The organism is Pseudoalteromonas sp. SCQQ13, from assembly GCF_015864415.1.
Lineage (GTDB): Bacteria > Pseudomonadota > Gammaproteobacteria > Enterobacterales > Alteromonadaceae > Pseudoalteromonas > Pseudoalteromonas nigrifaciens.
Map to the genome: position 1 here is coordinate 334,918 of NZ_JADYXG010000002.1, position 22,502 is coordinate 357,419.

The 22,502-nt window shown below is 41.3% G+C and carries 17 protein-coding genes; 9 read left to right on the forward strand and 8 right to left on the reverse strand.

The features are described 5' to 3' along the window. Positions 1-27: 27 nt before the first annotated feature. Positions 28-1,275 carry an imidazolonepropionase gene (gene hutI, locus I6F41_RS03225; RefSeq protein WP_182683862.1) on the reverse strand — a complete coding sequence of 416 codons (1,248 nt, stop codon included), beginning with the start codon at positions 1,273-1,275 and terminating at the stop codon, positions 28-30. A gap of 120 nt (positions 1,276-1,395) precedes the next feature. Here hutI and hutC point away from each other — a divergent pair, with 120 nt between their 5' ends. The 3 genes from hutC to hutH are packed head-to-tail and all read left to right on the forward strand — an operon-like array spanning position 1,396 to position 5,338. Then, positions 1,396-2,109, forward strand: coding sequence for a histidine utilization repressor (hutC, locus tag I6F41_RS03230; protein WP_011329381.1), 714 nt, complete (start codon positions 1,396-1,398; stop codon positions 2,107-2,109). Positions 2,110-2,129: 20 nt separating this feature from the next. Next, the gene (gene hutU / locus I6F41_RS03235) at positions 2,130-3,803 is read left to right on the forward strand and encodes a urocanate hydratase (protein WP_182683861.1); all 1,674 of its coding nucleotides are present in this window, start codon (positions 2,130-2,132) and stop codon (positions 3,801-3,803) included. Between the two features lie 2 nt (positions 3,804-3,805). Further along, positions 3,806-5,338 (forward strand): histidine ammonia-lyase, encoded by a 1,533-nt coding sequence (gene hutH, locus I6F41_RS03240; protein WP_182683860.1) that lies wholly within the window; start codon positions 3,806-3,808, stop codon positions 5,336-5,338. On the opposite strand, the gene I6F41_RS03245 is transcribed toward hutH, so the two are convergent. Further along, a complete protein-coding gene (locus I6F41_RS03245; RefSeq protein ID WP_041454596.1) occupies positions 5,335-6,105 on the reverse strand; it encodes an NAD-dependent epimerase/dehydratase family protein in 771 nt (256 codons plus the stop codon). The genes hutH and I6F41_RS03245 overlap by 4 nt on opposite strands. A gap of 110 nt (positions 6,106-6,215) precedes the next feature. On the opposite strand from I6F41_RS03245, the gene I6F41_RS03250 reads away from it, so the two are divergent. The 3 genes from I6F41_RS03250 to mutT all read left to right on the forward strand — a co-directional run bounded on the left by I6F41_RS03250 (position 6,216) and on the right by mutT (position 11,842). Then, positions 6,216-8,243, forward strand: a complete 2,028-nt coding sequence (locus tag I6F41_RS03250) for a methyl-accepting chemotaxis protein (RefSeq protein WP_197107658.1) — start codon at positions 6,216-6,218, stop codon at positions 8,241-8,243. 419 nt (positions 8,244-8,662) lie between these two features. After that, a complete protein-coding gene (gene secA, locus I6F41_RS03255) occupies positions 8,663-11,371 on the forward strand; it encodes a preprotein translocase subunit SecA (RefSeq protein ID WP_089368818.1) in 2,709 nt (902 codons plus the stop codon). A 72-nt stretch (positions 11,372-11,443) separates the two neighbouring features. After that, complete coding sequence (gene mutT / locus I6F41_RS03260) at positions 11,444-11,842, forward strand: 8-oxo-dGTP diphosphatase MutT (protein ID WP_011329387.1); 399 nt, start codon at positions 11,444-11,446, stop codon at positions 11,840-11,842. A gap of 166 nt (positions 11,843-12,008) precedes the next feature. On the opposite strand, the gene I6F41_RS03265 is transcribed toward mutT, so the two are convergent. The 3 genes from I6F41_RS03265 to pmbA all read right to left on the reverse strand — a co-directional run bounded on the left by I6F41_RS03265 (position 12,009) and on the right by pmbA (position 16,258). Beyond that, complete coding sequence (locus I6F41_RS03265; RefSeq protein ID WP_011329388.1) at positions 12,009-14,081, reverse strand: M13 family metallopeptidase; 2,073 nt, start codon at positions 14,079-14,081, stop codon at positions 12,009-12,011. A gap of 267 nt (positions 14,082-14,348) precedes the next feature. Beyond that, the gene (locus I6F41_RS03270; protein WP_182683858.1) at positions 14,349-14,828 is read right to left on the reverse strand and encodes a DUF721 domain-containing protein; all 480 of its coding nucleotides are present in this window, start codon (positions 14,826-14,828) and stop codon (positions 14,349-14,351) included. Positions 14,829-14,908: 80 nt separating this feature from the next. After that, entirely contained in the window at positions 14,909-16,258 is a 1,350-nt protein-coding gene (pmbA, locus tag I6F41_RS03275; RefSeq protein WP_182683857.1) for a metalloprotease PmbA, read from the reverse strand. Positions 16,259-16,403: 145 nt separating this feature from the next. On the opposite strand from pmbA, the gene yjgA reads away from it, so the two are divergent. Continuing rightward, complete coding sequence (yjgA, locus tag I6F41_RS03280; RefSeq protein ID WP_011329391.1) at positions 16,404-16,937, forward strand: ribosome biogenesis factor YjgA; 534 nt, start codon at positions 16,404-16,406, stop codon at positions 16,935-16,937. Between the two features lie 118 nt (positions 16,938-17,055). Next, positions 17,056-18,429 carry an oxygen-independent coproporphyrinogen III oxidase gene (hemN, locus tag I6F41_RS03285; protein WP_011329392.1) on the forward strand — a complete coding sequence of 458 codons (1,374 nt, stop codon included), beginning with the start codon at positions 17,056-17,058 and terminating at the stop codon, positions 18,427-18,429. Positions 18,430-18,516: 87 nt separating this feature from the next. On the opposite strand, the gene I6F41_RS03290 is transcribed toward hemN, so the two are convergent. From I6F41_RS03290 to I6F41_RS03300, 3 genes are all read right to left on the reverse strand, one after another. Continuing rightward, entirely contained in the window at positions 18,517-19,032 is a 516-nt protein-coding gene (locus I6F41_RS03290; protein WP_011329393.1) for a DUF2489 domain-containing protein, read from the reverse strand. Positions 19,033-19,045: 13 nt separating this feature from the next. Beyond that, positions 19,046-19,630 carry a Der GTPase-activating protein YihI gene (gene yihI / locus I6F41_RS03295; protein WP_011329394.1) on the reverse strand — a complete coding sequence of 195 codons (585 nt, stop codon included), beginning with the start codon at positions 19,628-19,630 and terminating at the stop codon, positions 19,046-19,048. A gap of 750 nt (positions 19,631-20,380) precedes the next feature. After that, entirely contained in the window at positions 20,381-21,013 is a 633-nt protein-coding gene (locus I6F41_RS03300; protein ID WP_011329395.1) for a c-type cytochrome, read from the reverse strand. A 267-nt stretch (positions 21,014-21,280) separates the two neighbouring features. Between I6F41_RS03300 and yihA the strand changes: the two genes are divergently transcribed. After that, the gene (yihA, locus tag I6F41_RS03305; RefSeq protein ID WP_058374289.1) at positions 21,281-21,949 is read left to right on the forward strand and encodes a ribosome biogenesis GTP-binding protein YihA/YsxC; all 669 of its coding nucleotides are present in this window, start codon (positions 21,281-21,283) and stop codon (positions 21,947-21,949) included. Positions 21,950-22,502 lie beyond the last annotated feature (553 nt).

Here is a 22,502-nt window from a genome sequence, read left to right on the forward strand (position 1 = left end):
ACTTATCGGTCTGGGGTAAAGGTGTGACTAAATAAGTTTACCCATAATCCATAAGTTTAACAGTTTATTTACCCCAAACTGGTAACTTAATTGTGCTGGATGGCTTATTTGCCAATGTGCAATGTCGGCCCTCGCACCTACTTTTAAAACTCCGCGGTCTGTTAATCCTAAAGCTTTAGCAGCATTACGAGTTACTCCAGCAAGTGACTGCTCGGGTGTTAATCTAAATAATGTGCATGCCATATTCATCATTAATTGTAGCGAACACAGCGGTGAGGTGCCCGGATTAAAGTCGCTAGCAATCGCTATAGGCACTTTATATTGATTAAGCAAAGCTATTGGCGGAAGTTGTGTTTCTCTTAAAAAGTAAAATGCGCCAGGCAACAATACTGCTACTGTGCCGGCCTGTGCCATCGCTTTTACGCCATCTTCATCTAGGTATTCAATATGATCAGCCGATAGCCCGTTAAATTGCGCCACCAGCTCAGCACCGTGTTGATTAGAGAGCTGCTCGGCATGGCATTTTACTGGCAAGTTATGTTTTTTTGCCGCCTCGAACACCCTCTTAGTTTGGGTATAGCTAAAGCCTACATTCTCACAAAAAACATCAACCGCATCAGCAAGGTTATTAGCCACTACCTGATCAAGCATATCGTTACATACTAAATCAATATAGTCATCGCTACGCCCTTTGTACTCTGGTGGTAGCGCATGCGCCCCTAAAAAGGTGGTTTTAATATTAATAGGGTGATGCTCATCAAGTAAGCGCGCCACTTCTAATATTTTTACTTCGTTGGCAGTATCGAGTCCATAACCCGACTTTATTTCAACAGTTGTCACGCCCTCTGCCAGTAACGTATTTAACCTATCTTTGGCGGCTACAAATAACTGCTCTTGATCGGCAGCGCGGGTGGCTTTAACTGTACTAGTTATACCGCCACCTTGGGCAGCAATTTGCTCATAACTCACCCCTTGTAAGCGCTGCTCAAACTCCTCTGCTCTAGAGCCTGCAAATACTAAATGCGTGTGGCAATCTATTAACCCTGGGGTTAACCATTGCCCTTTTATACTCAAGGTCGGCGTTGCAAACACATCAAAACTAGGTAAGTTTTTTTGCTCACCTAGCCACATAATTTTTCCATTTTTGATTGCTAAGGCTGCATTTTCTATCGCGCCATAAGGCGCCTCTACAGCAGTATCCATAGTGGCAATGTTGGCATCGGTAAGCAGTAAATCAATATCTTCTAATTCATAACCTGGTGTTGCACTTTGCATATTGCGCGCCCTTGTGTTTTTTATAATGACTAAAATATAGTCTAACAACCCATCTTGTATATACAAGGTAATTATGCCATCTTAATCTTATAGTTTATTTTTAATACAATTAAATACACCATGACAACGCCTAAATTTGCACAAATAAAACAGTTTATAGTTGATAAAATTAGCAGTGCTACATGGCAAGAAAACCAGCGTGTGCCTTCTGAAAACGAGCTAAGCAATCAATTTTCTGTAAGCCGTATGACCGCTCGACGCGCATTAAGCGAGCTAACCGAGGCGGGAATTTTAACTCGCAGCCAAGGGTTAGGCACCTTTGTTGCTAGCTTTAAATCGCAGTCGTCATTGCTTGAAATTAAAAATATTGCCGATGAAGTAAAAGAACGCAATGGTAATTATAGCTGTACGGTATTGGCCCTTGAGTCGCTACCCGCAATCACTAGTATTGCCATTGCACTGGGTATTAAAGTTAACAGCACTGTGTATCGCAGTGTATTGCTGCATAACGAAAATACTAAACCACTGCAAATAGAGGAGCGCTTTGTAAATCCCACTTTTGCCACGCAGTACTTACAACAAAATTTTACGCTACTTACTCCACATGAGTACTTATCGAATGTAGCCCCGCTTACCCAAGCAACGCATACGGTGGAAGCCATTATGCCCAATAAACAAATGTGCCAGTGGCTTAACTTATCGAGTCAAGAACCTTGCCTGCAACTCATTCGCCGTACTTGGTCAAGTAACGGCATTGTGAGTTATGCCCGACTTGTTTCACCAGGGAGTAAGTATCGTTTAGGTGGTCACTTAACTTTTAAAAATAATAATTAAAAACTACAACAGGAGTAAATATGAACAATCGACTCGACAACAACCGCACAATACGCGCCCCCCACGGCGATAAAATTAGCGCTAAAAGTTGGCAAACCGAAGCCGCTAAACGCATGTTAATGAATAACTTAGACCCTGACGTTGCAGAGCATCCCCATGCATTAGTTGTTTATGGCGGCATTGGTCGCGCTGCACGTGACTGGCCAAGTTACGACAAAATTATAGCAACTCTCGATAGACTCGAAGATGACGAAACGCTACTCGTACAATCGGGTAAACCTGTAGGGGTATTTAAAACCCACAGTAATGCGCCGCGAGTACTCATAGCTAATTCTAACTTAGTACCGCACTGGGCTAATTGGGAGCACTTTAACGAGCTCGATAAAAAGGGCTTGATGATGTACGGGCAAATGACCGCGGGATCTTGGATTTACATTGGCTCACAAGGCATAGTGCAAGGCACTTACGAAACTTTTGTGGCCATGGCTAAACAACATTTTGCTGGCAGTGCTAAAGGTAAATGGGTATTAACTGGCGGGCTTGGTGGCATGGGCGGCGCACAACCTCTTGCTGCAACTATGGCAGGCTTTTGTGCATTAGTGGTGGAATGCGATGAAACCCGTATCGATTTTAGAATAAAAACCGGTTACGTAGATATTAAAGCCAACAACCTTGAACACGCACTACAACTTATAACTAATGCGTGCGTAAAAGGTGACGCTCTTTCGGTCGGGTTACTTGGTAATGCTGCCGATGTGTTTAGCACTTTAGTTAAAAGTGGCGTTACTCCCGATGTGGTCACCGATCAAACCTCAGCGCACGATCCGCTAAATGGCTATTTACCGCAAGGCTGGAGCATGGAACATGCAGCTAAAATGCGCGAACAAGACCCAAAAGCGGTTGTAACAGCAGCTAAGCAATCAATGGCGGTGCAAGTAAGAGCTATGCTCGCGCTGCAACAAGCGGGCGCTGCTACCACTGATTATGGCAACAATATTCGGCAAATGGCATTTGATGAAGGCGTTACCAACGCGTTTGATTTCCCAGGGTTTGTACCTGCGTATATTCGTCCTTTATTTTGCGAAGGCATTGGCCCATTTAGATGGGTGGCACTGTCGGGCGACCCCGAAGATATTTATAAAACCGATGCCAAAGTTAAAGAGTTAATCCCCGATGACGCACACTTACATAACTGGCTTGATATGGCGCGTGAACGTATTCAGTTTCAAGGCTTACCGGCGCGTATTTGCTGGGTAGGATTAAAAGACAGAGCCCGTCTTGCGCTCGCTTTTAACAACATGGTTAAAAATGGCGAGCTTAAAGCCCCGGTTGTTATTGGTCGCGACCACCTCGACTCTGGCTCGGTTGCTAGCCCTAACCGCGAAACCGAAGCTATGCTAGATGGCTCTGATGCGGTATCTGATTGGCCATTACTCAATGCACTTCTTAACACAGCCAGTGGTGCAACTTGGGTATCGCTACACCATGGCGGTGGCGTAGGTATGGGCTTTAGCCAACATGCAGGCGTAGTTATTGTGGCTGATGGCAGCGACGAAGCAAAACAGCGTATTGCCCGCGTACTGTGGAACGACCCTGCAACTGGAGTTATGCGCCACGCGGATGCAGGCTACGATATAGCAAAAAATTGTGCAAAAGAGCAAAACCTAGACTTACCAATGTTAAACGAGGAATGATCATGCTTGAACTAACTCTCACCCCCGGCTCGCTTGATTTAAACACACTAAGAAAAATTAATAATTCACCGGTAAAATTGAGCCTTATAAAGCATGCCGAGTCGCAAATAGCTGCCAGCGCACAAACAGTGCAAAACGTAATTAACGAGCACCGCACTGTATATGGTATTAATACCGGTTTTGGCTTATTAGCTAACACCAAAATTGCCGATAACGAACTAGAGCTATTACAACGCTCTATTGTACTTTCGCATGCGGCAGGTATTGGCGAATATATGGATGACAGTACCGTACGCTTAATGATCATCTTAAAAATTAATTCACTGTCGCGTGGCTATTCTGGTATTCGTTTGCAGGTCATTGAATTTTTTATCCAGTTGCTTAATAGCCAAGTATACCCTTGCGTGCCTAAAAAAGGCTCGGTGGGTGCATCGGGCGATTTAGCACCGCTTGCTCATATGTGCTTGCCGTTACTAGCCGAAGGCCACATGCGCCACCAAGGGCAAATAATCAGTGCCGAGCAAGGGCTTAAAATTGCGGGGCTAAAACTACTTACCTTAGCCGCTAAAGAAGGCTTAGCCCTTTTAAACGGCACCCAAGCCTCGACTGCTTTTGCATTACAAGGGCTATTTAGAGCAGAAGATTTATACGCACAAAGCTGCGTAATTGGCGCTATGAGTATTGAAGCGGCCATGGGCAGCCGAGCACCATTTGATGCGCGTATTCATGAAATTCGAGGCCAACAAGGGCAAATAGATACTGCAGCTATATTTAGAACCTTGCTAGGTCCACAATCACAAATTAGTGAATCACACGTAAATTGTGAAAAAGTACAAGACCCCTACTCTTTACGCTGTCAGCCACAAGTGCTTGGTGCTTGCTTAACCCAAATTCGCCAGGCGGCAGAAGTTTTATTATGTGAGTCTAACGGCGTAACCGACAACCCGCTGGTATTTGCTGATGTGGGTGATATTATTTCTGGCGGTAATTTTCATGCAGAGCCGGTGGCAATGGCCGCCGATAACTTAGCAATTGCCATTGCTGAAATTGGCGCACTTGCCGAGCGCCGAATTGCTTTACTAATTGACTCTAGCCTATCTAAATTGCCGCCTTTTTTAGTTGAAAATGGCGGCGTAAACTCAGGCTTTATGATCGCCCAAGTAACTGCCGCAGCGCTGGCATCTGAAAACAAATCACTTGCCCACCCAGCTTCTGTAGATAGTTTGCCAACCTCGGCGAATCAAGAAGATCATGTGTCTATGGCCACTTTTGCGGCAAGGCGCTTGAAGGAAATGGCCGATAACACCCAGGGCGTACTTGCTGTTGAATGGTTAGCGGCCGCGCAGGGGTTAGAGTTTAGAAAGCCGCTTACAGCTGCTGCTAAAGTAGAGCGTGCTAAAAGCTTACTGCGCGAGCATGTAAGCTACTACGATAAAGACCGTTACTTTGCCCCCGATATTGAAGCTGCAAATGCGTTATTAAACGCAGGCAAGTTATGCAACTTTATTGAGGGTGACTGCTTAGTATCTTATTAAATTGCGTATTGGTAACTAAACCCTAACGCCTCAATGGCTGAGCCAAGCACTTTGCGCTCAGCCGTATCGGTTCCCGTAAAGCGTGGCATTTCGCCGCCATGTTGTTGGCACTTTTGCGCATAGTAATCGCGCTTACAAGGATGCGACGGGTTAACCACATTATAAATACTCTGCCCTTGATGCCAATGCTCAAGCACCGCAAAAATAGCGTTAATCACATCTTGCTGATGCACCATATTAACGACTTGCTCGGCAGAGGTATTTAGCTCTTTACCTGCAATAAAACGCCCCGGCTCTCTATTGGGTCCAACTAAACCGGCTAAGCGCAGCACTTTACCGTTTTGCTCTAGTACTTGCTCTTCAGCTTCATATAGCTTTATTTGTCGCTCGTTTGTACACGAAATATCGCTGCTTTCGCTATATACACCTGGTTCTTGATCGTACACTCCCGTTGATGAGCAAAGTAAAAAGCCCTTAGCATTCAGTTTTTTTGCCAGTGTAAGTGCTGCCGTTAATGTTTGCGCATAATTGTTTTCACTATGGCGACTACGTGGAGGAATAGCGCACACCCAGTAGGCATTTTGTAAATCAATTTGATGCGTTAACTGGCCATTTTCTAGCAAAAACTGACGTTCAAAATCATGCTCATGCACTGCTGAGCGGTGTGTACCCTGCACTTGCCAACCTGCTTGCTGCGCATTAACGCATAAAGCACTGCCTAGCCAGCCCGCGCCTAGTACCACTAAGTTGTTACTCTGATGATTCAATTTATATGACCCCGTTTATTTAAATGTATAATTCTTAACTCATTTCATAGAGTTCTAAAATTAAATATGCTTAGATATCTGTTACAAAAACAATAACAACATGTGCACTTATGCTAAATAACTTATCATTAAGAAAAAAAATATTATTATTGATTGGCGGAACAATTACTATTTTACTGCTCATTGCCTCTACTTTTTTTGTTAACCATATTGCCAAACTATCCAGAGTTAATATAGAGCGTGAGGCTCAAAGCTACTTACAAAGCGAGCAATTATCAATGCAAAGTTACTTTGCTACATACGGTAAAGTAGTTGCCACCTTTATTAATAATCCGCATTTGGTGAATTTTTTTACCGCGTGGGATAAGCGCGATCAAGCCCTAGAAAATGCCAACGGCTACTTGGCTATAAATCAAGACTTTGTACGCATAAGTGCAAATGATGAAAATATTTTATCTGCTTTTTTTGCCTCAGCCACTACCGGCGAGTACTTTAAAGAAAACGAACGTACTGCATATTATAATGGCGAACCTTACTACGCGTACAAACGAGGTTGGTGGCAAGAAGCAATGCAAATTAATAAGCTTTACGTAGGCCCTATTTCGGTAGACTTAACCACCGGCGATGCCTCAGCAGTTGTACAACAACCTGTTTATAACCCACAAGGCAAATTAATTGGTGTGGGCGGCGTTGACTTACAACTTAATAAAATTAACGACATGGTCGAAAACATTCGCTTTAACGGCCAAGGCTATGGCTTTTTATTAGATGATCAACAAAAAGTTGTGCACTTTTCAAAAGCATCTGGGCATAAACTCTCTGTCACCGACGAAGGCCCTAACGGTAAAGACGGACTCGATGCGCTTGAACAACAATTTAATAATACCTCAGGGTTTAAAACACTTAACAGTGCAATGCAAAATAACCTCGCGGGTAGCCAAGCTGTTATGCTTAAAGGCGAGCAATTTTATGTGGTTTATAACCGCCTACAATTAGAGCAGCCTCATTTAGATTGGTATGTGGGTTTATTAATTCCAACCAGTATGATTGAAGCCCCGGTAAATGCTGCGGTTACAACCACTACAACCGCCGTTATCATTATTTTAGTGATTATTTTAGCAATGATTTTATGGGCCACCCATATGATTTCAAAACCAATCACTACACTCACGTATATTATGCGCGACATTGCTTCTGGCGAGGGTGATTTAACCCAAAAAATTAATATTGATAGCCAAGACGAAGTAGGCCAACTGGCTAATCATATGAATACCTTTATTGATAAGTTGCGAGCGATGATGCTAGACACCGCAGCACAAGCTGAGCAATTAAGTGCCGCTGCCGATCAGCTTAAAACGGTATCGCAACAAACGAATTCAGAAATTCAGCAAGAAAAACAACAAGTAGATAGTGTTAGTGCCGCAGTGACAGAAATGGCCACTACCGTGCAAGAAATATCACGTAACGCACAGCAAACAAATACCGCAGCAGAAGAAGTACAAGCAATTACTGCCGATGGTGCAAGCCGCTCAAGCCAAGCACAAAGTGTAATGAGTGCGCTGGCTGAACATATTGGCGAAGCCTCTAAGGTGGTTGCCGGGCTTGAGCAAGAAAGTAATAACATAGGCGCATTGGTTGATGTAATTAACTCAATTGCCGATCAAACCAACTTACTCGCGCTTAATGCAGCCATAGAAGCGGCCCGCGCCGGAGAACATGGCCGCGGCTTTGCCGTTGTTGCCGATGAAGTTCGCTCGTTGGCGAGTCGTACACAAGAGTCAACCGACGATATTCGCAATATGATTACCCGTTTACAGCAAATTGCTCAGCAAGCCTCTAGTATGATGCTACAAGGGCAAAAACAAACCGAGGACTCTGTGTTGCAAACAAAAGAAGTACTTAGCTCACTACAAAGCATTGCCCTGTCGGTAACTAAAGTACAAGATCAAAGTCATCAAATTGCCACCTCTACCGAGCAACAAACGGTAGTAGCAGAAGATATTAATACCAGCCTTAGTGCTATTAATAGTTTAGTTAATAGTACCGCAGAGCATGCACACACACTTGCCAATGAAGCACATGATTTAAGTGACCTTGCAGGGGCATTAAATAAAACGGTAAACCAGTTTAAACTATAAACGCCGGCTACTTATATTTAAGCGCTTGAGGATAAACTTTAAGCGCTTATTACCCCCCTTGTTTTTAATTTATTCAGCACCATATCTTTGAGTGACTGTTGATATTTCAAAGTGGAAACTTACTTAATATCACTAGCTTTGCTAACAGTTTTCACCTCGTATAAAAATATATAGCAATTTTATGTACTAGATTAAGTTTTTCTGTTTTTAATCCATATCTTTTTAGTGAGATGGTTTGTTGTTTAGCAGAGTCTGGTATAGTAGCACACGTAATAAACAGTGCTTTTTGAACGGTTTAATACAAAATTGCTAATTAATGTGTCCTCGGTGTTACTTTAAAGAATACATTAATTATCAATTGTTAAAAATGGGTTAGCCGATGTACGGCTGGCAAAAAAATACATTGTAACGGTTTTATCATGATATCTAATTTATTTACCAAGATTTTTGGTAGTCGCAATGACCGCACTATTAAAAACCTAAGAAAGACGGTCGCACTGATCAATGCACTTGAAACGCAATTAGAAGCGCTTTCTGATGACGACTTAAAAGCGAAAACAGCAGAGTTTAGAGAACGTTACGATAACGGACAAAGCCTTGACGACTTACTGCCTGAAGCATTTGCTGTGGTACGTGAAGCATCTAAACGTGTAAATGGCATGCGTCACTTTGACGTACAGCTACTCGGTGGCATGGTACTGCACCAAGGCCGTATTGCAGAAATGCGTACCGGTGAAGGTAAAACACTCACAGCTACATTACCTGCTTACTTAAATGGTTTAACTGGTAAGGGCGTACACGTAATTACCGTGAACGACTACCTAGCTAAACGCGATGCGGAAACTAACCGTCCGTTATTTGAGTTTTTAGGTTTAACAGTAGGCTGTAACGTACCGGGTATGATGCCACAGCAGAAAAAACAAGCTTATGTTGCCGATATTACGTACGGTACTAATAATGAGTTTGGTTTTGACTACCTGCGTGACAACATGGCATTTAGCATAGATGAGCGTGTACAACGTCCATTATTTTATGCTGTTGTCGATGAAGTGGATTCTATCTTAATTGATGAAGCCCGTACGCCCCTTATTATTTCAGGCCCTGCTGAGGACAGCTCAGAGCTATACACTGAAATTAATACCATGGTGCCTTTACTTGAACTACAAGAAAAAGAAGACGAAGAAGGTATTGAAGGCGATGGCGATTTCACTATTGATGAAAAGTCTAAGCAAGTTCATTTAACTGAACGTGGCCAAATTAAAGTTGAAGAGCTACTTACTGAGCGCGGCTTAATTGCAGAAGGCGATTCGCTTTATTCTGCAGCCAGCATTACGCTACTAAGCCATGTTTATGCAGCGCTTCGTGCTCATAAGCTTTATCAACGAGATGTTGATTACGTTGTAAAAGAAAACGAAGTTATCATTATTGATGAGCACACTGGTCGTTCAATGGAAGGTCGTCGTTGGTCAGAAGGTTTACACCAAGCTGTTGAAGCTAAAGAAGGCGTAAATATTCAAAACGAAAACCAAACGCTTGCATCTATTACCTTTCAAAACTATTTCCGCTTATACGAAACACTTGCGGGCATGACAGGTACAGCCGATACGGAAGCATTTGAGTTCCAGTCTATTTACGGCCTAGACACTGTTGTTATGCCAACTAATAAGCCGATGGTTCGTGATGATCGCGCCGACTTAGTGTACCTAACGCAAGAAGAAAAATACGAAGCTATTTTAGTTGATATTAAAGACTGCCAAGAACGCGGACAACCTGTACTTGTAGGTACTATTTCAATTGAAAGCTCTGAGTATTTATCGCAATTTTTACGCAAAGAAAAAATTAAGCACAACGTACTTAATGCTAAATTTCATGCGCAAGAGGCTGATATCGTATCAGACGCTGGCCTACCAGGCACAGTAACGATTGCCACTAACATGGCTGGCCGTGGTACCGATATTGTACTTGGTGGTAACTGGCACAGCGAAGTTGAAAAGCTTGAAAACCCAACTGATGAACAAATTGCTGAAATTAAAGCTGCATGGAAAATACGCCATGACGCAGTAATTGATGCAGGTGGTTTACATATTATTGGTACTGAACGCCATGAATCTCGTCGTATAGATAACCAATTACGTGGTCGTTCTGGTCGTCAAGGTGATGCCGGTTCAAGCCGTTTTTACTTATCGATGGACGATGCGTTAATGCGTATTTTTGCTGGCGAGCGCATGACCAACATGATGCGTAAACTAGGCATGCAACGCGGTGAAGCGATAGAACATCCATGGGTTAACCGTGCGATTGAAAATGCACAGCGTAAAGTAGAAGCACGTAACTTTGATGTGCGTAAGCAATTACTTGAGTACGATGACGTAGCAAACGATCAACGCCGTGTGGTTTACTCACAGCGTAACGAACTACTTGAAGAAGGCGATATTTCAGAAACTATCACGGTTATTCGTGGTGATGTGCTGAGTAATATTATTGATCAGTACATTGCACCGCAAAGCTTGGCTGAAATGTGGGATGTACCTGGCCTTGAAGAGCGCTTAAAACAAGACTTCTTAATTGAATTGCCAATTACTCAGTGGCTAGCTGATGACAATAAACTCTATGAAGAAAAACTTCGTGAGCGCATTGAAGAGTCGGTTGGGCAAGCATATAAGCAAAAAGAAGAGATGGTAGGCGATTCAGTACTACGTCAATTCGAAAAAGCGATTATGTTACAAAGCCTAGATCAGCATTGGAAAGATCACCTGGCAGCAATGGATCATTTACGCCAAGGTATTCATTTACGTGGTTATGCGCAAAAAAATCCAAAGCAAGAGTACAAGCGTGAATCGTTTGAGCTATTCGCTGAAATGCTAGAAAACTTAAAAATAGATGTAGTAAGTATTTTAAGCAAAGTACAAGTACGCGCCGAAGAAGATGTTGAAAAAGTAGAAGAGCAACACCGTAAAAGTGAAAACGCTCCTCGCGAATATCAGCATGAAGAAGTTGAGCATGTAGGCGGCGAAGCACCACAAAGCGCAACTGTAATGGCACGTAGCGAGCCAAAAGTAGGCCGTAACGATCCTTGTCCTTGTGGCTCAGGTCAAAAATTTAAGCAATGTTGTGGCAAATTAAAATAATCCAATAGTGTAATAAATTTCGTAAAAAGCGGCGCTTGCGTCGCTTTTTTTATGGTGTTTAAGGGAGATAAAATGACTAGTATAATTGTAAATGTGGCTGTTGGCGTAATTAAAAAAAATAACGCTCTGTTTATTTGCAAGCGGGCAAATGATCAACATCAAGGAGGTTTGTGGGAGTTTCCTGGTGGTAAAATTGAAGCCGGTGAAAGTGTATTTAGAGCACTTAAGCGTGAACTTCAAGAAGAGATTGGCATCACTATTTTTAGTTCCAGTGAATTGCTAACAATAAAACACGATTACGATGATAAAACGGTAAAGCTGAACGTACATGTGGTGAGTAACTTTAGTGGTGAAGCACATGGCGCAGAAGGGCAAGATAATGCTTGGGTAAGTATTGACGAGCTAGATAACTACGAGTTTCCAGCAGCTAACGTCGATATTATTAGCGCTATAAAAGCGAAATATATTTAACGCTTAATATTTGGCTATACTCTTTTAGTAAAATAATAATAACAATAAACCGCCATTATTAGGCAGCTACAAAAAGGCCAGCAAGTTAACACTTGCTGGCCTTTTTAGTTAGATACTTTCTAGTTAGGTACTTTCTAGTTAGGTACTTTTTAGTTAGGTAATTAAATTACCAAATTTTTACGCGGTCCTCTGGTTTAATATACATTTTGTCGCCTTCTTTAACGTCAAATGCTTTATAAAACTCAGGCATATTCGATAAAATACCAATTACGCGGTAATGACTAGGCGAATGCGGGTCGGTCATTAAGCGGTTACGCAACGCTTCATCACGATACTTACGACGCCAAATTTGTGACCAGCCCATAAAGAAGCGCTGATCGCCAGTGTAGCCATCAATCACTGGAGCCTTAGAGTTACCTAAAGATAGCATATACGCTTTATGCGCAACCGTAAGGCCGCCTAAATCGCCAATATTTTCGCCTAACGTCAATTCACCATTTACGCCAGCATCAGTAAAAGGTTTGTATTCATTATACTGAGCAACTAAAGCCGCGGTTCGCTGTTCAAACTGTTTAAGGTCTGACTCGCTCCACCAGTTACGTAAATTACCGTCGCCGTCGTATTTAGCACCTTGGTCGTCAAAACCATGGCCTAACTCATGACCAATTACCGCGCCAATAGCACCGTAATTTACTGCATCATCTGCTTCTAAGTTAAAAAATGGCGGCTGTAAAATAGCTGCTGGAAACACAATTTCGTTATTTACTGGGTTGTAGTATGCATTCACAGTTTGTGGTGTCATGTGCCACTCTGAGCGGTCTACTGGTTTACCCAATTTGGCAATCATATCGCTGTAAGCCCATTCGCTATAACGAATGTAGTTACCGACTAATTCATCAGGGTTAATCTCTAGTGCTGAGTAGTCTTTCCACTTATCTGGGTAGCCAATTTTAGGTGTAAACTTGTCTAGCTTTTGTTGAGCGGCAATTTTAGTTTCCGGGCTCATCCACTCTAAATTTTCAATCGCAACACCGTAGCCTTTAATTACGTTATCAACCAACTCTTCCATACGCGCTTTCGCTTCTGGTGGAAAGTTCTCTTTAACGTACACTTTACCTAAAATCTCACCTAGCACACTGTTTGAAGCATCAACCGCTTGCTTCCAAAGTGGTGCTTGTTCTTCTACACCACGTAAAGTTGTACTGTAAAAATTAAACTTAAGGTCCACTAACTCTTTATCGAGTAACTGAGCGTAATTACTTACAAAGTGAAACTTAAGGTAATTTTGCCATGTTGCTAAATCGGTGTTTTTATAAATAGTCGCAAATTTTTCAAAGTAGCTCGGCTGGCTAATAATTAACTCTTCGGTGTTTATGCCTATCGCTTTAAAGTAACTAGCAAGATCAAAGTCACCCATTAGTTTATTTGCTTGTGCAAGGCTCATTTTATTATAAGACTTGGTTGCATCACGGCTCTCTACTCGACTCCACTGCGCCTCAGCAAGGTTTTTTTCCAGCGCTAATACATTTTTAGCCACAGCCTCTGTATTTTCAACCCCTGACTTGGCTAATATTTTAGCAATGTAAGCTTGATAAGAAGCACGAATTTTAGTGAACTTTTCATCATCTTTTAAATAATAATCACGATCGGGTAAACCTAACCCAGCTTGATACGCATACAATGCATTTTCGCTGGAGTTTTTAGCGTCATTATTTACATACCAACCAAATGGCAAGTCGCCGCCTTTAATCTGTAATTGCGCCATTAAAGTAACTAAATCTTTTTTACCTTTAACGGCGTCAATGCTTGCCAATGATGGCTCAAGTGGCTGGATGCCAAGTTCTTCGCGCGCTTCTTCTGCCATGTAGCTATTATAAAATGCCGCTAACTTTGCTTCATCACTGCCTTTTTCAACATTGCTATTTGCTGCCGCACTTTCAAGTACTGTCTTCATCGCCTTTTGCGACTCGTCATATAATTGCGAAAACGAACCATAGTTAGATTTATCGCCAGGAATTTCGGTTTTAGCTAGCCATTGACCATTTACATGGTAATAAAAGTCATCTTGAGCGCGTACCGATTTATCCATATTTTCCAGCTCAATACCCAAGGCAAAAGGAGCTGGAACTGGAGCGCTAACCGCGGGAGTTTCGTTTACTTTAATTTCTTGTTGTTCACCACAACCAACCAACCCAAGTGCCAGCGCAATACCTGCGGCGGTCATTGTTATTTTAATCATAAGGATTCCGTTTGTTAGTTAAAATAAATACCTATTTCATTAATATTCAAATACCAGCAGCATAAAGCTGCGTAATGACATTTTATGTACTTTTACTTAATGAAATAAGCATTAACTGCAACCTAGTTAATAGGCGTATTAAGTAGCTATCATAAACCCCATTGGGGTAACAATAAAATTGAATATGTAACAAAGTATTTTAATGCGATGAGTGACCCACATAGTGCTATCAATAACTATGTGAGCTTATAAACGAGTTATTAGCAGCTAGGTTTTACGCTTTGCGTGCAGTGCTAAACGCTCTAATTTTTCTTTTAGCGAAGGGGGGGCTGAGGCGGCTATGGCATTTAAATAATCGGCTGTTTGTTCGCTCATTTTACGAGAATTAGTTATTGGGGTATTAATGGTTTTACTTACTGCGCCCAAGCGTTGTGTTGCTTGTGGATTAGCGGTAATTTTTATTTGCCCAAGCTCTGCCATGCCCGCGGCTCTAAAATGCGAGAGCATATCCATTTTTAAGTAATTTAGTCTAAGCGCAATAGGCGCAGATACCGCTTCGATCATTAAAGTACCATCGCGGTAGTTACTCACGCGGCATTTATCACCCAGTTTGGGGCCTAAAAAGTCTTTAAGTAAGGTTTGCTGGGTACCGAGTGCTTGGCTTTTACCTGCATAAGCCGACAAGCGGTTATTCAGTCCTGCCATAATGTCAGTTAATGGTTTTGGCGCATACCTGTCTTTAGCCATTTAACACCTCGTAAAAACTCAATAATGCGGTTACTCAAATCGAAATAACCCTCGACTTGAGTATACACTGAGCGCAGTGACTAAGCGCCCGCTATTTGCATTTGTTCAATTAACACAGAGCCAGTTTGAATGCCACCACGGCGCTCTATGTCGCCACCAATAGCTGATATTCCTTTAAACATATCTTTTAAGTTACCGGCAATGGTAATTTCGCTTACTGGATATTGAATTTCGCCATTTTCTACCCAAAAACCAGCCGCACCACGCGAGTAATCACCAGTTACTGTATTTACGCCCTGCCCCATTAGCTCTGTTACTAATAAGCCTGTGCCCATGGTTTTAAGTAGCGCGGTTAAATCGTTATGTGTTTGCTCAACTAACCAGTTATGTATACCGCCAGCGTGCCCTGTTGGTGTCATATTCATTTTACGCGCAGCATAGCTTGCAAGTAGGTAAGTTTGTAACTCGCCACCTTGAATGATTTCTCTATCAAAGGTTTTAACACCTTCGCTGTCAAACGGCGACGATGCGAGCCCTTTGAGTATATGCGGACGCTCGGCAATATTTACGCAATTACTAAATACTTGTGTACCTAGGCTATCGAGTAAAAAACTCGATTTACGATACAGCGCACCACCACCAATGGCCGACACTAAATGGCCAAATAATGAATTAGCAATGTCAGCTCTAAATATTACCGGTACTTTCATGGTGCCTAATTTTTGGCTATTTAATTTAGCTAAAGTTTCGGCTGCAGCTTCAAGCCCCACTGCTGCGGCATCATTTAAACCAGCTTGATCGCGTGCTACGGTGTAAGCAGAGTCGCGTTGCATTTGCTCGCCATCTTTACCAATTACCATAGTACTTATGCTGTGGCGAGTACGCGGAAAACCAGCAATTAAACCATGGCTATTGCCATAAACACGCAAACCTTGGTGCGATGAAAAACTTGCGCCGTCTGAATTAACAATGCGCTCATCCGCATTTAACGCTGCTTGCTCTGCAGCATGACAAAACTCAACACCTTGCTCTGGGCTTACATCCCATGGATGGTATAAATCGAGATCTTTGGGTGAAAACTCAAGTAGCTCTTTATCTGCAACACCGTTAAAAGGGTCGTCTGAGGTGAATTTTGCAATATCAATGGCTTTTTCAACCACAGTGCGTAGCGTTTTAGGGCTTAAATCTGCGGTAGACGCAGAGCCTTTATTATTACCTACATACACACTAATGCCTAAACCGCCATCTTGGTTAAACTCAATGGTTTCTACTTCGCCCATGCGAGTGCTAACCGACAGCCCTGAAGTGCTAGACATAGCCGCTTCTGCCGCTGTGGCACCGAGTTTTTTCGCATGGTCGAGCACTGCTGCTACCGCATCTTTTACTTGAGATATTTGAGAATAAATTGGATCGTGTTGTTGGCTTTTCATAAATTAAGTCCTGAGCCTTGAAGGCAATGTTGCACACATTTTTTATATTTAAATGCTAACACACTCAATGCATCACATCAGCTAATATTCCTCTGTATGATAATCATGTATAATGGCAGAAGTTATTTTTATTTAAGAGCACCCCATGGCGAAGAAAAAAAGCAAGCCTGCTGATATTGAAGAAGAAATTGAATATGTCTCAAAAACCGAACTGAAGCGTGAAGCACAAGAATTTCATCAGTTAGGGACTGAAATTGCCAAAATGGGTAAAAAGCAGCGTGAGCGCTTGCCATTAAATGATGATTTAAAAGCCGCAATGGTTGTTGCCGATAAAATTAGCAATAAAAGCGATGCTTATCGTCGTCATTTAAACTACATAGCTAAAACACTGCGCACCGTAGAGAACATCGATGCTATAAGATCAATTATCGATGTTATGCTTAATAAAAATAACCAAGCTGAAGTGTTGGTCAAAAAAATTGAGCAATTACGTGCAGACCTAATTGAACAAGGTGATGACCTAATCAATGAGACTATAGAGCAGTTCCCATCGCTTGATCGTCAACAAATGCGCCAGCTAGTTCGTAATGCAGCTAAAGAAGCGAAAGATGAAAAACCTGGTAGAGGTTACAAAGAGCTATTTCAATATTTGAAAGATGCCCATCAAGTTACTTACTAACAGATTAAAAAATATACTTTAAAAAGGTGCTACGGCACCTTTTTTTGTTGTAGATCAACCCGCCCTGCTAAACATTTTTTTATAATCAGCACCTAAATAATATACCAAGGTGCGCGTGATGATTAAACTTCCAAAATGGGATCAAACCCTAATAAATAAATATAATGTGTCTGGCCCACGTTATACATCGTACCCCACGGCACTGTCGCTAACTGAGGGCTATCAACAGCAAGACTTACTCAGTGCGATTGAGTCATCAAACAGCCGTGCATTGTCTTTATATATACATATTCCGTTTTGTAGTCAGCTTTGTTATTACTGTGGCTGCAATAAAATTATTACTCGCCATCAGTCAAAAGCCGACACCTACCTTGATTTTTTAGCCATAGAAATTGCAGCCCAAGCGCCTCTATTTAAAGACTACACCCTAGAGCAACTACATTTAGGCGGTGGTACACCTACCTTTTTAACTACGCAGCAAATGAGCCGTTTAGTTAAACTTTTGGAGCTGCACTTTAATTTTACCGACGCCACTGAGCGTGGTATTGAAATTGACCCTCGATCGCTTGCCGATAACATGTTGGTTGATTTAAGTAACTTAGGTTTTAACCGCGTATCATTTGGTATTCAAGACTTTAATGATGAAGTGCAGCTAGCAGTAAACCGTCCGCAAAATGCCGATACAGTAAAGCAGTTAATCACCCAAGCCCGTGAATTAGGGTTTAAATCGATTAATGCCGACATGATTTACGGCCTCCCATTGCAAACGCCACAAAGCTTTAAACAAACCATAGAGCAGTTGCTTGAGCTTAGCCCTGATCGTGTTTCGGTATTTAATTATGCTCACCTTCCAGAGCGTTTTGCAGCACAACGTAAAATTAAAGATGCCGACTTACCCAGTGCACACAACAAGCTAACTATGTTTAAAAACACCTTAGAGCAAATGACTCAAGCCGGTTATCAATTTATTGGTATGGACCATTTTGCTAAAGTTAATAACGAACTCGCTGTGGCACAAAATGCGGGGCAATTACACCGTAACTTTCAAGGGTATACTACCCACGGAAACTGCGATTTATTAGGTTTAGGGGTTTCATCTATATCACAAATTGGCACTGCCATTTTACAAAATCAAAAAGAGTTAAAGCATTATTATCATAGTGTAGAAACGCAAAGCGGCTGTGCCATCACCAAAGGCATGCACTTAAGTGCCGATGATGTAATACGCGCTGATGCAATTAAACAGCTTATATGCCAGTTTGAGTTAGATATGGAGGCATTTAGTGCCAAACATGCACTTAACTTTAACCACTACTTTGCTGATGCACTAACGGCAATTGAGCCTTTAATTGCTGATGGGATGGTCACTATTGAAAATAATATGATTAGTGTCACTGCTAGAGGTAATTTATTTATTCGTATTATTTGTATGTGCTTTGACGCTCACTTACAAAAACAGCTAAATGCAACGCGTTTTTCTCGGGTTATTTAACCCTCAGCCCGAGTAGTAAATTTAAAACGAAAAAGCAGACCTGAGGTCTGCTTTTGTATTTTGTGCTTTAAATTATTTAAACGCTGATTAATTAAATACCACGTTTTCGCTGCCAGGGGCGGCTTTAAACTCAATAATAATTTTAGCGCAGTCAGCTATAATCTCATCTTTATGTGTCTCTTCGGCACGCCAGCGAGCTGTATCTAACTTAAATATTTCTTTTTTGGTATATTTTTTACGCGCATCATGAGTCGGCATTTCTTTAACTACTTGGTACATTTTATAAATGCCCGAGTATTTTGTCGTTAAATCTTGCTCGTCTTCAAAACCATATTGCGACATAAGTACCCAAATACGTAAACAGCCTTCTGAAAACTCACACTGCTGTTCATGCATTGCACGCGCGATTAAATGAATGCTGTCGGCTAATTTGGCGTTACGCTTTAAACGCGACTGCTTAAGCTTTTGCTGTTGCTCAGCCTGCTTTTTAACAATCAGTTTTTTTTGCGCGCTTAACTTATAAAGCAACTGACCCGCATAAAATGCTAAGCCCACTATAATAGCAGCACCTACAAATAAGGCTAAGATCACCGCTGTACTCATTTAATAACCCTTATTACTTGTCTTCTTCGTCTAACCATTCGTTAGCAAGATCGTTCGATAAATACTGATCGAAGTCTGAATTACTTTCTTCGCTAAAGTCATCTTCAAACTCTTCTTCATCTTCATCCTCGATACCAAGCAATTTACACAATGCTTGATGACGAGCAATACGACTATTAAAGTACTTAGCATCTTTACCCGTTAGCATTTCGCCATTTTCATGACGCTCTACTAATTTAAGTAAGCGCTCATCATTTTCAAGTGCTTCTAGCTCTTGCTCAGGCGTAAACTCTGGCTCTGCTGACTTTTTAAGCTCAACAGTTGGCTTTAAGTTACGTTTTATTTCTACTTTAGGTGCAGCTGCAACAGCTATTAATGGCACAGGTTTTTTACTGCCAATGCGTTTATCTTTAGTTCCCGTGTTACTTTTTTGGCTATCATCATTTAATAGCTCAGGGGTATTACGAGATCCAGGCTTAGCACCTTTGGTTTTTTTAACACGTTGCTCTTTTAATGCACGCATTTCTTTAAGCTTATCTTGGCTTAAACGTACTGGTCCATTTGCTGGGCTTTTGCGTGACTTTTTAGTTCTACTCATATCTTGATCATCTCACTTAAGAGGTTTTGGGCGAGGCGCAAATCAATGGGCATCGCAATGCTGGCCTAGCCAGAAGAATTCAGTTTGCGCTTTAGAGGCTGGGTTTCTCTATTTAGCGCTTAAAACAGCTTACTGCTCGTTTTTAAACGGTGGCTATTGTAACAGGACAAATAAAAAGGCGGTAGAGAAAACATCTCTACCGCCTACTAATCTGAGCGCCATTATCTGGACACTTCTCCCTTCGACTTTTTAGTCTTTATTATTGTTATTATTTTTACCTATCCCTATTATTATTATTTTTACCTTCCGTGTAGCATTCCATTTTGTTTTTATTATTAAACTTCCATGAGTTTTTATTATTTTCGGTCTTCCTAACGCTTTTTTGTTATTTCCTTTGCTAGCACCAATTTGTGCTATGTAGTCGTGTCGCGCTACTGTCCTTATAGCTTATTCCATTTTGTTATTGTTTTTTGCGACAGGGGTTAATGTACCTGTTAATAATTTTGTTACAACTAATTTATATATCTTTTATTAAAAGGATTATAACAAAAAACACAAAAACCATTACATTACATCAAGTTAACAATTTAATGGTTTTTAAAATAAGACTTATCTCACAGCTATGCATGGTCAATGTCTTACATGAATAAAGACTATAAAAGTAATTTTAAGCACAAAAAAAGCAGCCTAAGCTGCTTTTTTGTACATATTGTAGTTTATTACATTAATAATAATTAAATAAATACAACTTTAGTGTAAGCCACCTAAGTACTGCGAAAGTACTTCAATGTCTTTATCTGTTAATTTCTTTGCAATATCTTGCATCACACCATTTAAATCATTTTGGCGTGTGCCATCACGAAATTTTTCAAGTTGCGCTTTAACGTAACCTGGATGCTGAAAAGAAACTTTTGGAAATTTTGCAAGTGACGAGCCATTACCACGAGGGCCATGACATGCAGCACATCCTGGAATACCACGATCTGCATCACCTGCTTTGTAAAGTATTTTACCGGTTTCAACTACGTCTTTAGGCGTAGCTTCTTCGCTCATGTTTAGTGATGCAAAATAAGCCGACAAATCTTTCATATCCTGTTCGCTTAATGGCATAGCCATTGCGCTCATAACCGGATCCATACGACCTTTTTTGCCACCTGAGGTCATACCTAGTTTTAAGTCTTGAAGTTGCTTATAAATATAATCGGCATGTTGACCCGCAAGCTTAGGATAGATATTAATCGGTGCATTACCGTCTGGGCCGTGACAAGCCGCACACGTTACTGATTTTTCTTTACCTGCGTTTACATCGCCTTCAAATGCTGTTGCGTTGCTTGCTGACAACGCACCAAGCAATATAGTTAAAGATAGTGCTATTTTTTTCATGGTGAATTCTCTGTTTCCGACCCTGTATCATCTACAATATGGATGTTGTGATTTTTATATTCTACACGATAATAAATTCTCTGGCACGTTTTCTACTCATATTAAACTTATAATTTATAGGGTTTTGCCTTAGGTTAAGCTTTAACTTGGTTTAAATGTGCTGTATATGGTGGTTTAACAGCTTTTTAATAACTCCTTTATAGTATAAAATACGCCCCATGAGCGAATTTAGCTCAATGTGATCATTTTTAAGTTTTAGGAGAGCCCGTGCTCAAATCTCGTATCAAATATAATACCGCGTCTTTCGTTACAAGCGCTCCAGACATTACTAAATTACCTGCTGATACGGGAATTGAAGTTGCGTTTGCCGGTCGCTCCAATGCAGGTAAATCAAGTGCTCTTAATGCACTTACCGACCAAAAATTAGCGCGTACCAGTAAAACTCCTGGACGTACTCAGCTAATAAATACCTTTGAACTTGCTGATGTTGATGACATGCGCCTTATCGATTTACCAGGCTATGGCTTTGCTAAAGTGCCAATTGAAATGAAAAAGAAATGGCAGAAGTCGCTAGGCGAATATTTACAAAAGCGTCAGAGTTTAAAAGGTATTGTAATTTTAATGGATATTCGTCATCCATTAAAAGATTTAGACCGTGATTTAATTAATTGGGCTATTAGCAGTGAAATTCCTGTTTTAGCGCTATTAACTAAAGCAGACAAATTTAAACAAGGTCCGCGTCAATCACAAGTACTTAAAGTTCGCCGTGAATTAAGCGCCCTTGATGGTGATATTACGGTACATGCATTTTCATCACTAAAAGGTACTGGCTTGCCAGACGTTGCCAAAAAACTTGATGAATGGTTTTTAGGCCCTGTTGTAGCGGTACCACCTGCTGAAAAAATACTTAACGATGACACTAACCCAGCAAGCTAATTTATTCTGCAAGGCTTAAAAGCTTACACATTCGATAAATAGCCGAGCTTATCTGTCTCGGCTATTTCAGCCTATTGCATTAATAGCATACACTTCTTGCCACGCGCACATTGCAAACCTAAGCCATTATTATCCGCTATTACCCGAGTTTAGGATAAATAAAACGACTCCCCGGCAGACGTTATAAAATAACCCTGTTTATCAGTATTGGCTATTTTAGCCCATTGCATTAATAGCATACACTTCTTGCCACGCACGCATTACAAACCTAAGCCATTATTATCCGCTATTACTCGAGTTTAGGATAAATAAAACGGCTCCCCGGCAGATGTTATAAAATAACCCTGTTTATCAGTATTGGCTATTTTAGCCCATTGCATTAATAGCATACACTTCTTGCCACGCACGCATTACAAACCTAAGCCATTATTATCCGCTATTACCCGAGTTTAGGATAAATAAAACGGCTCCCCGGCAGTAATGCCAGTCAGTTAAGCTGACTGGTATTTTTATTTTTGTTAGATGGGTATTTTGATGGTTTGGGTTTTAACCA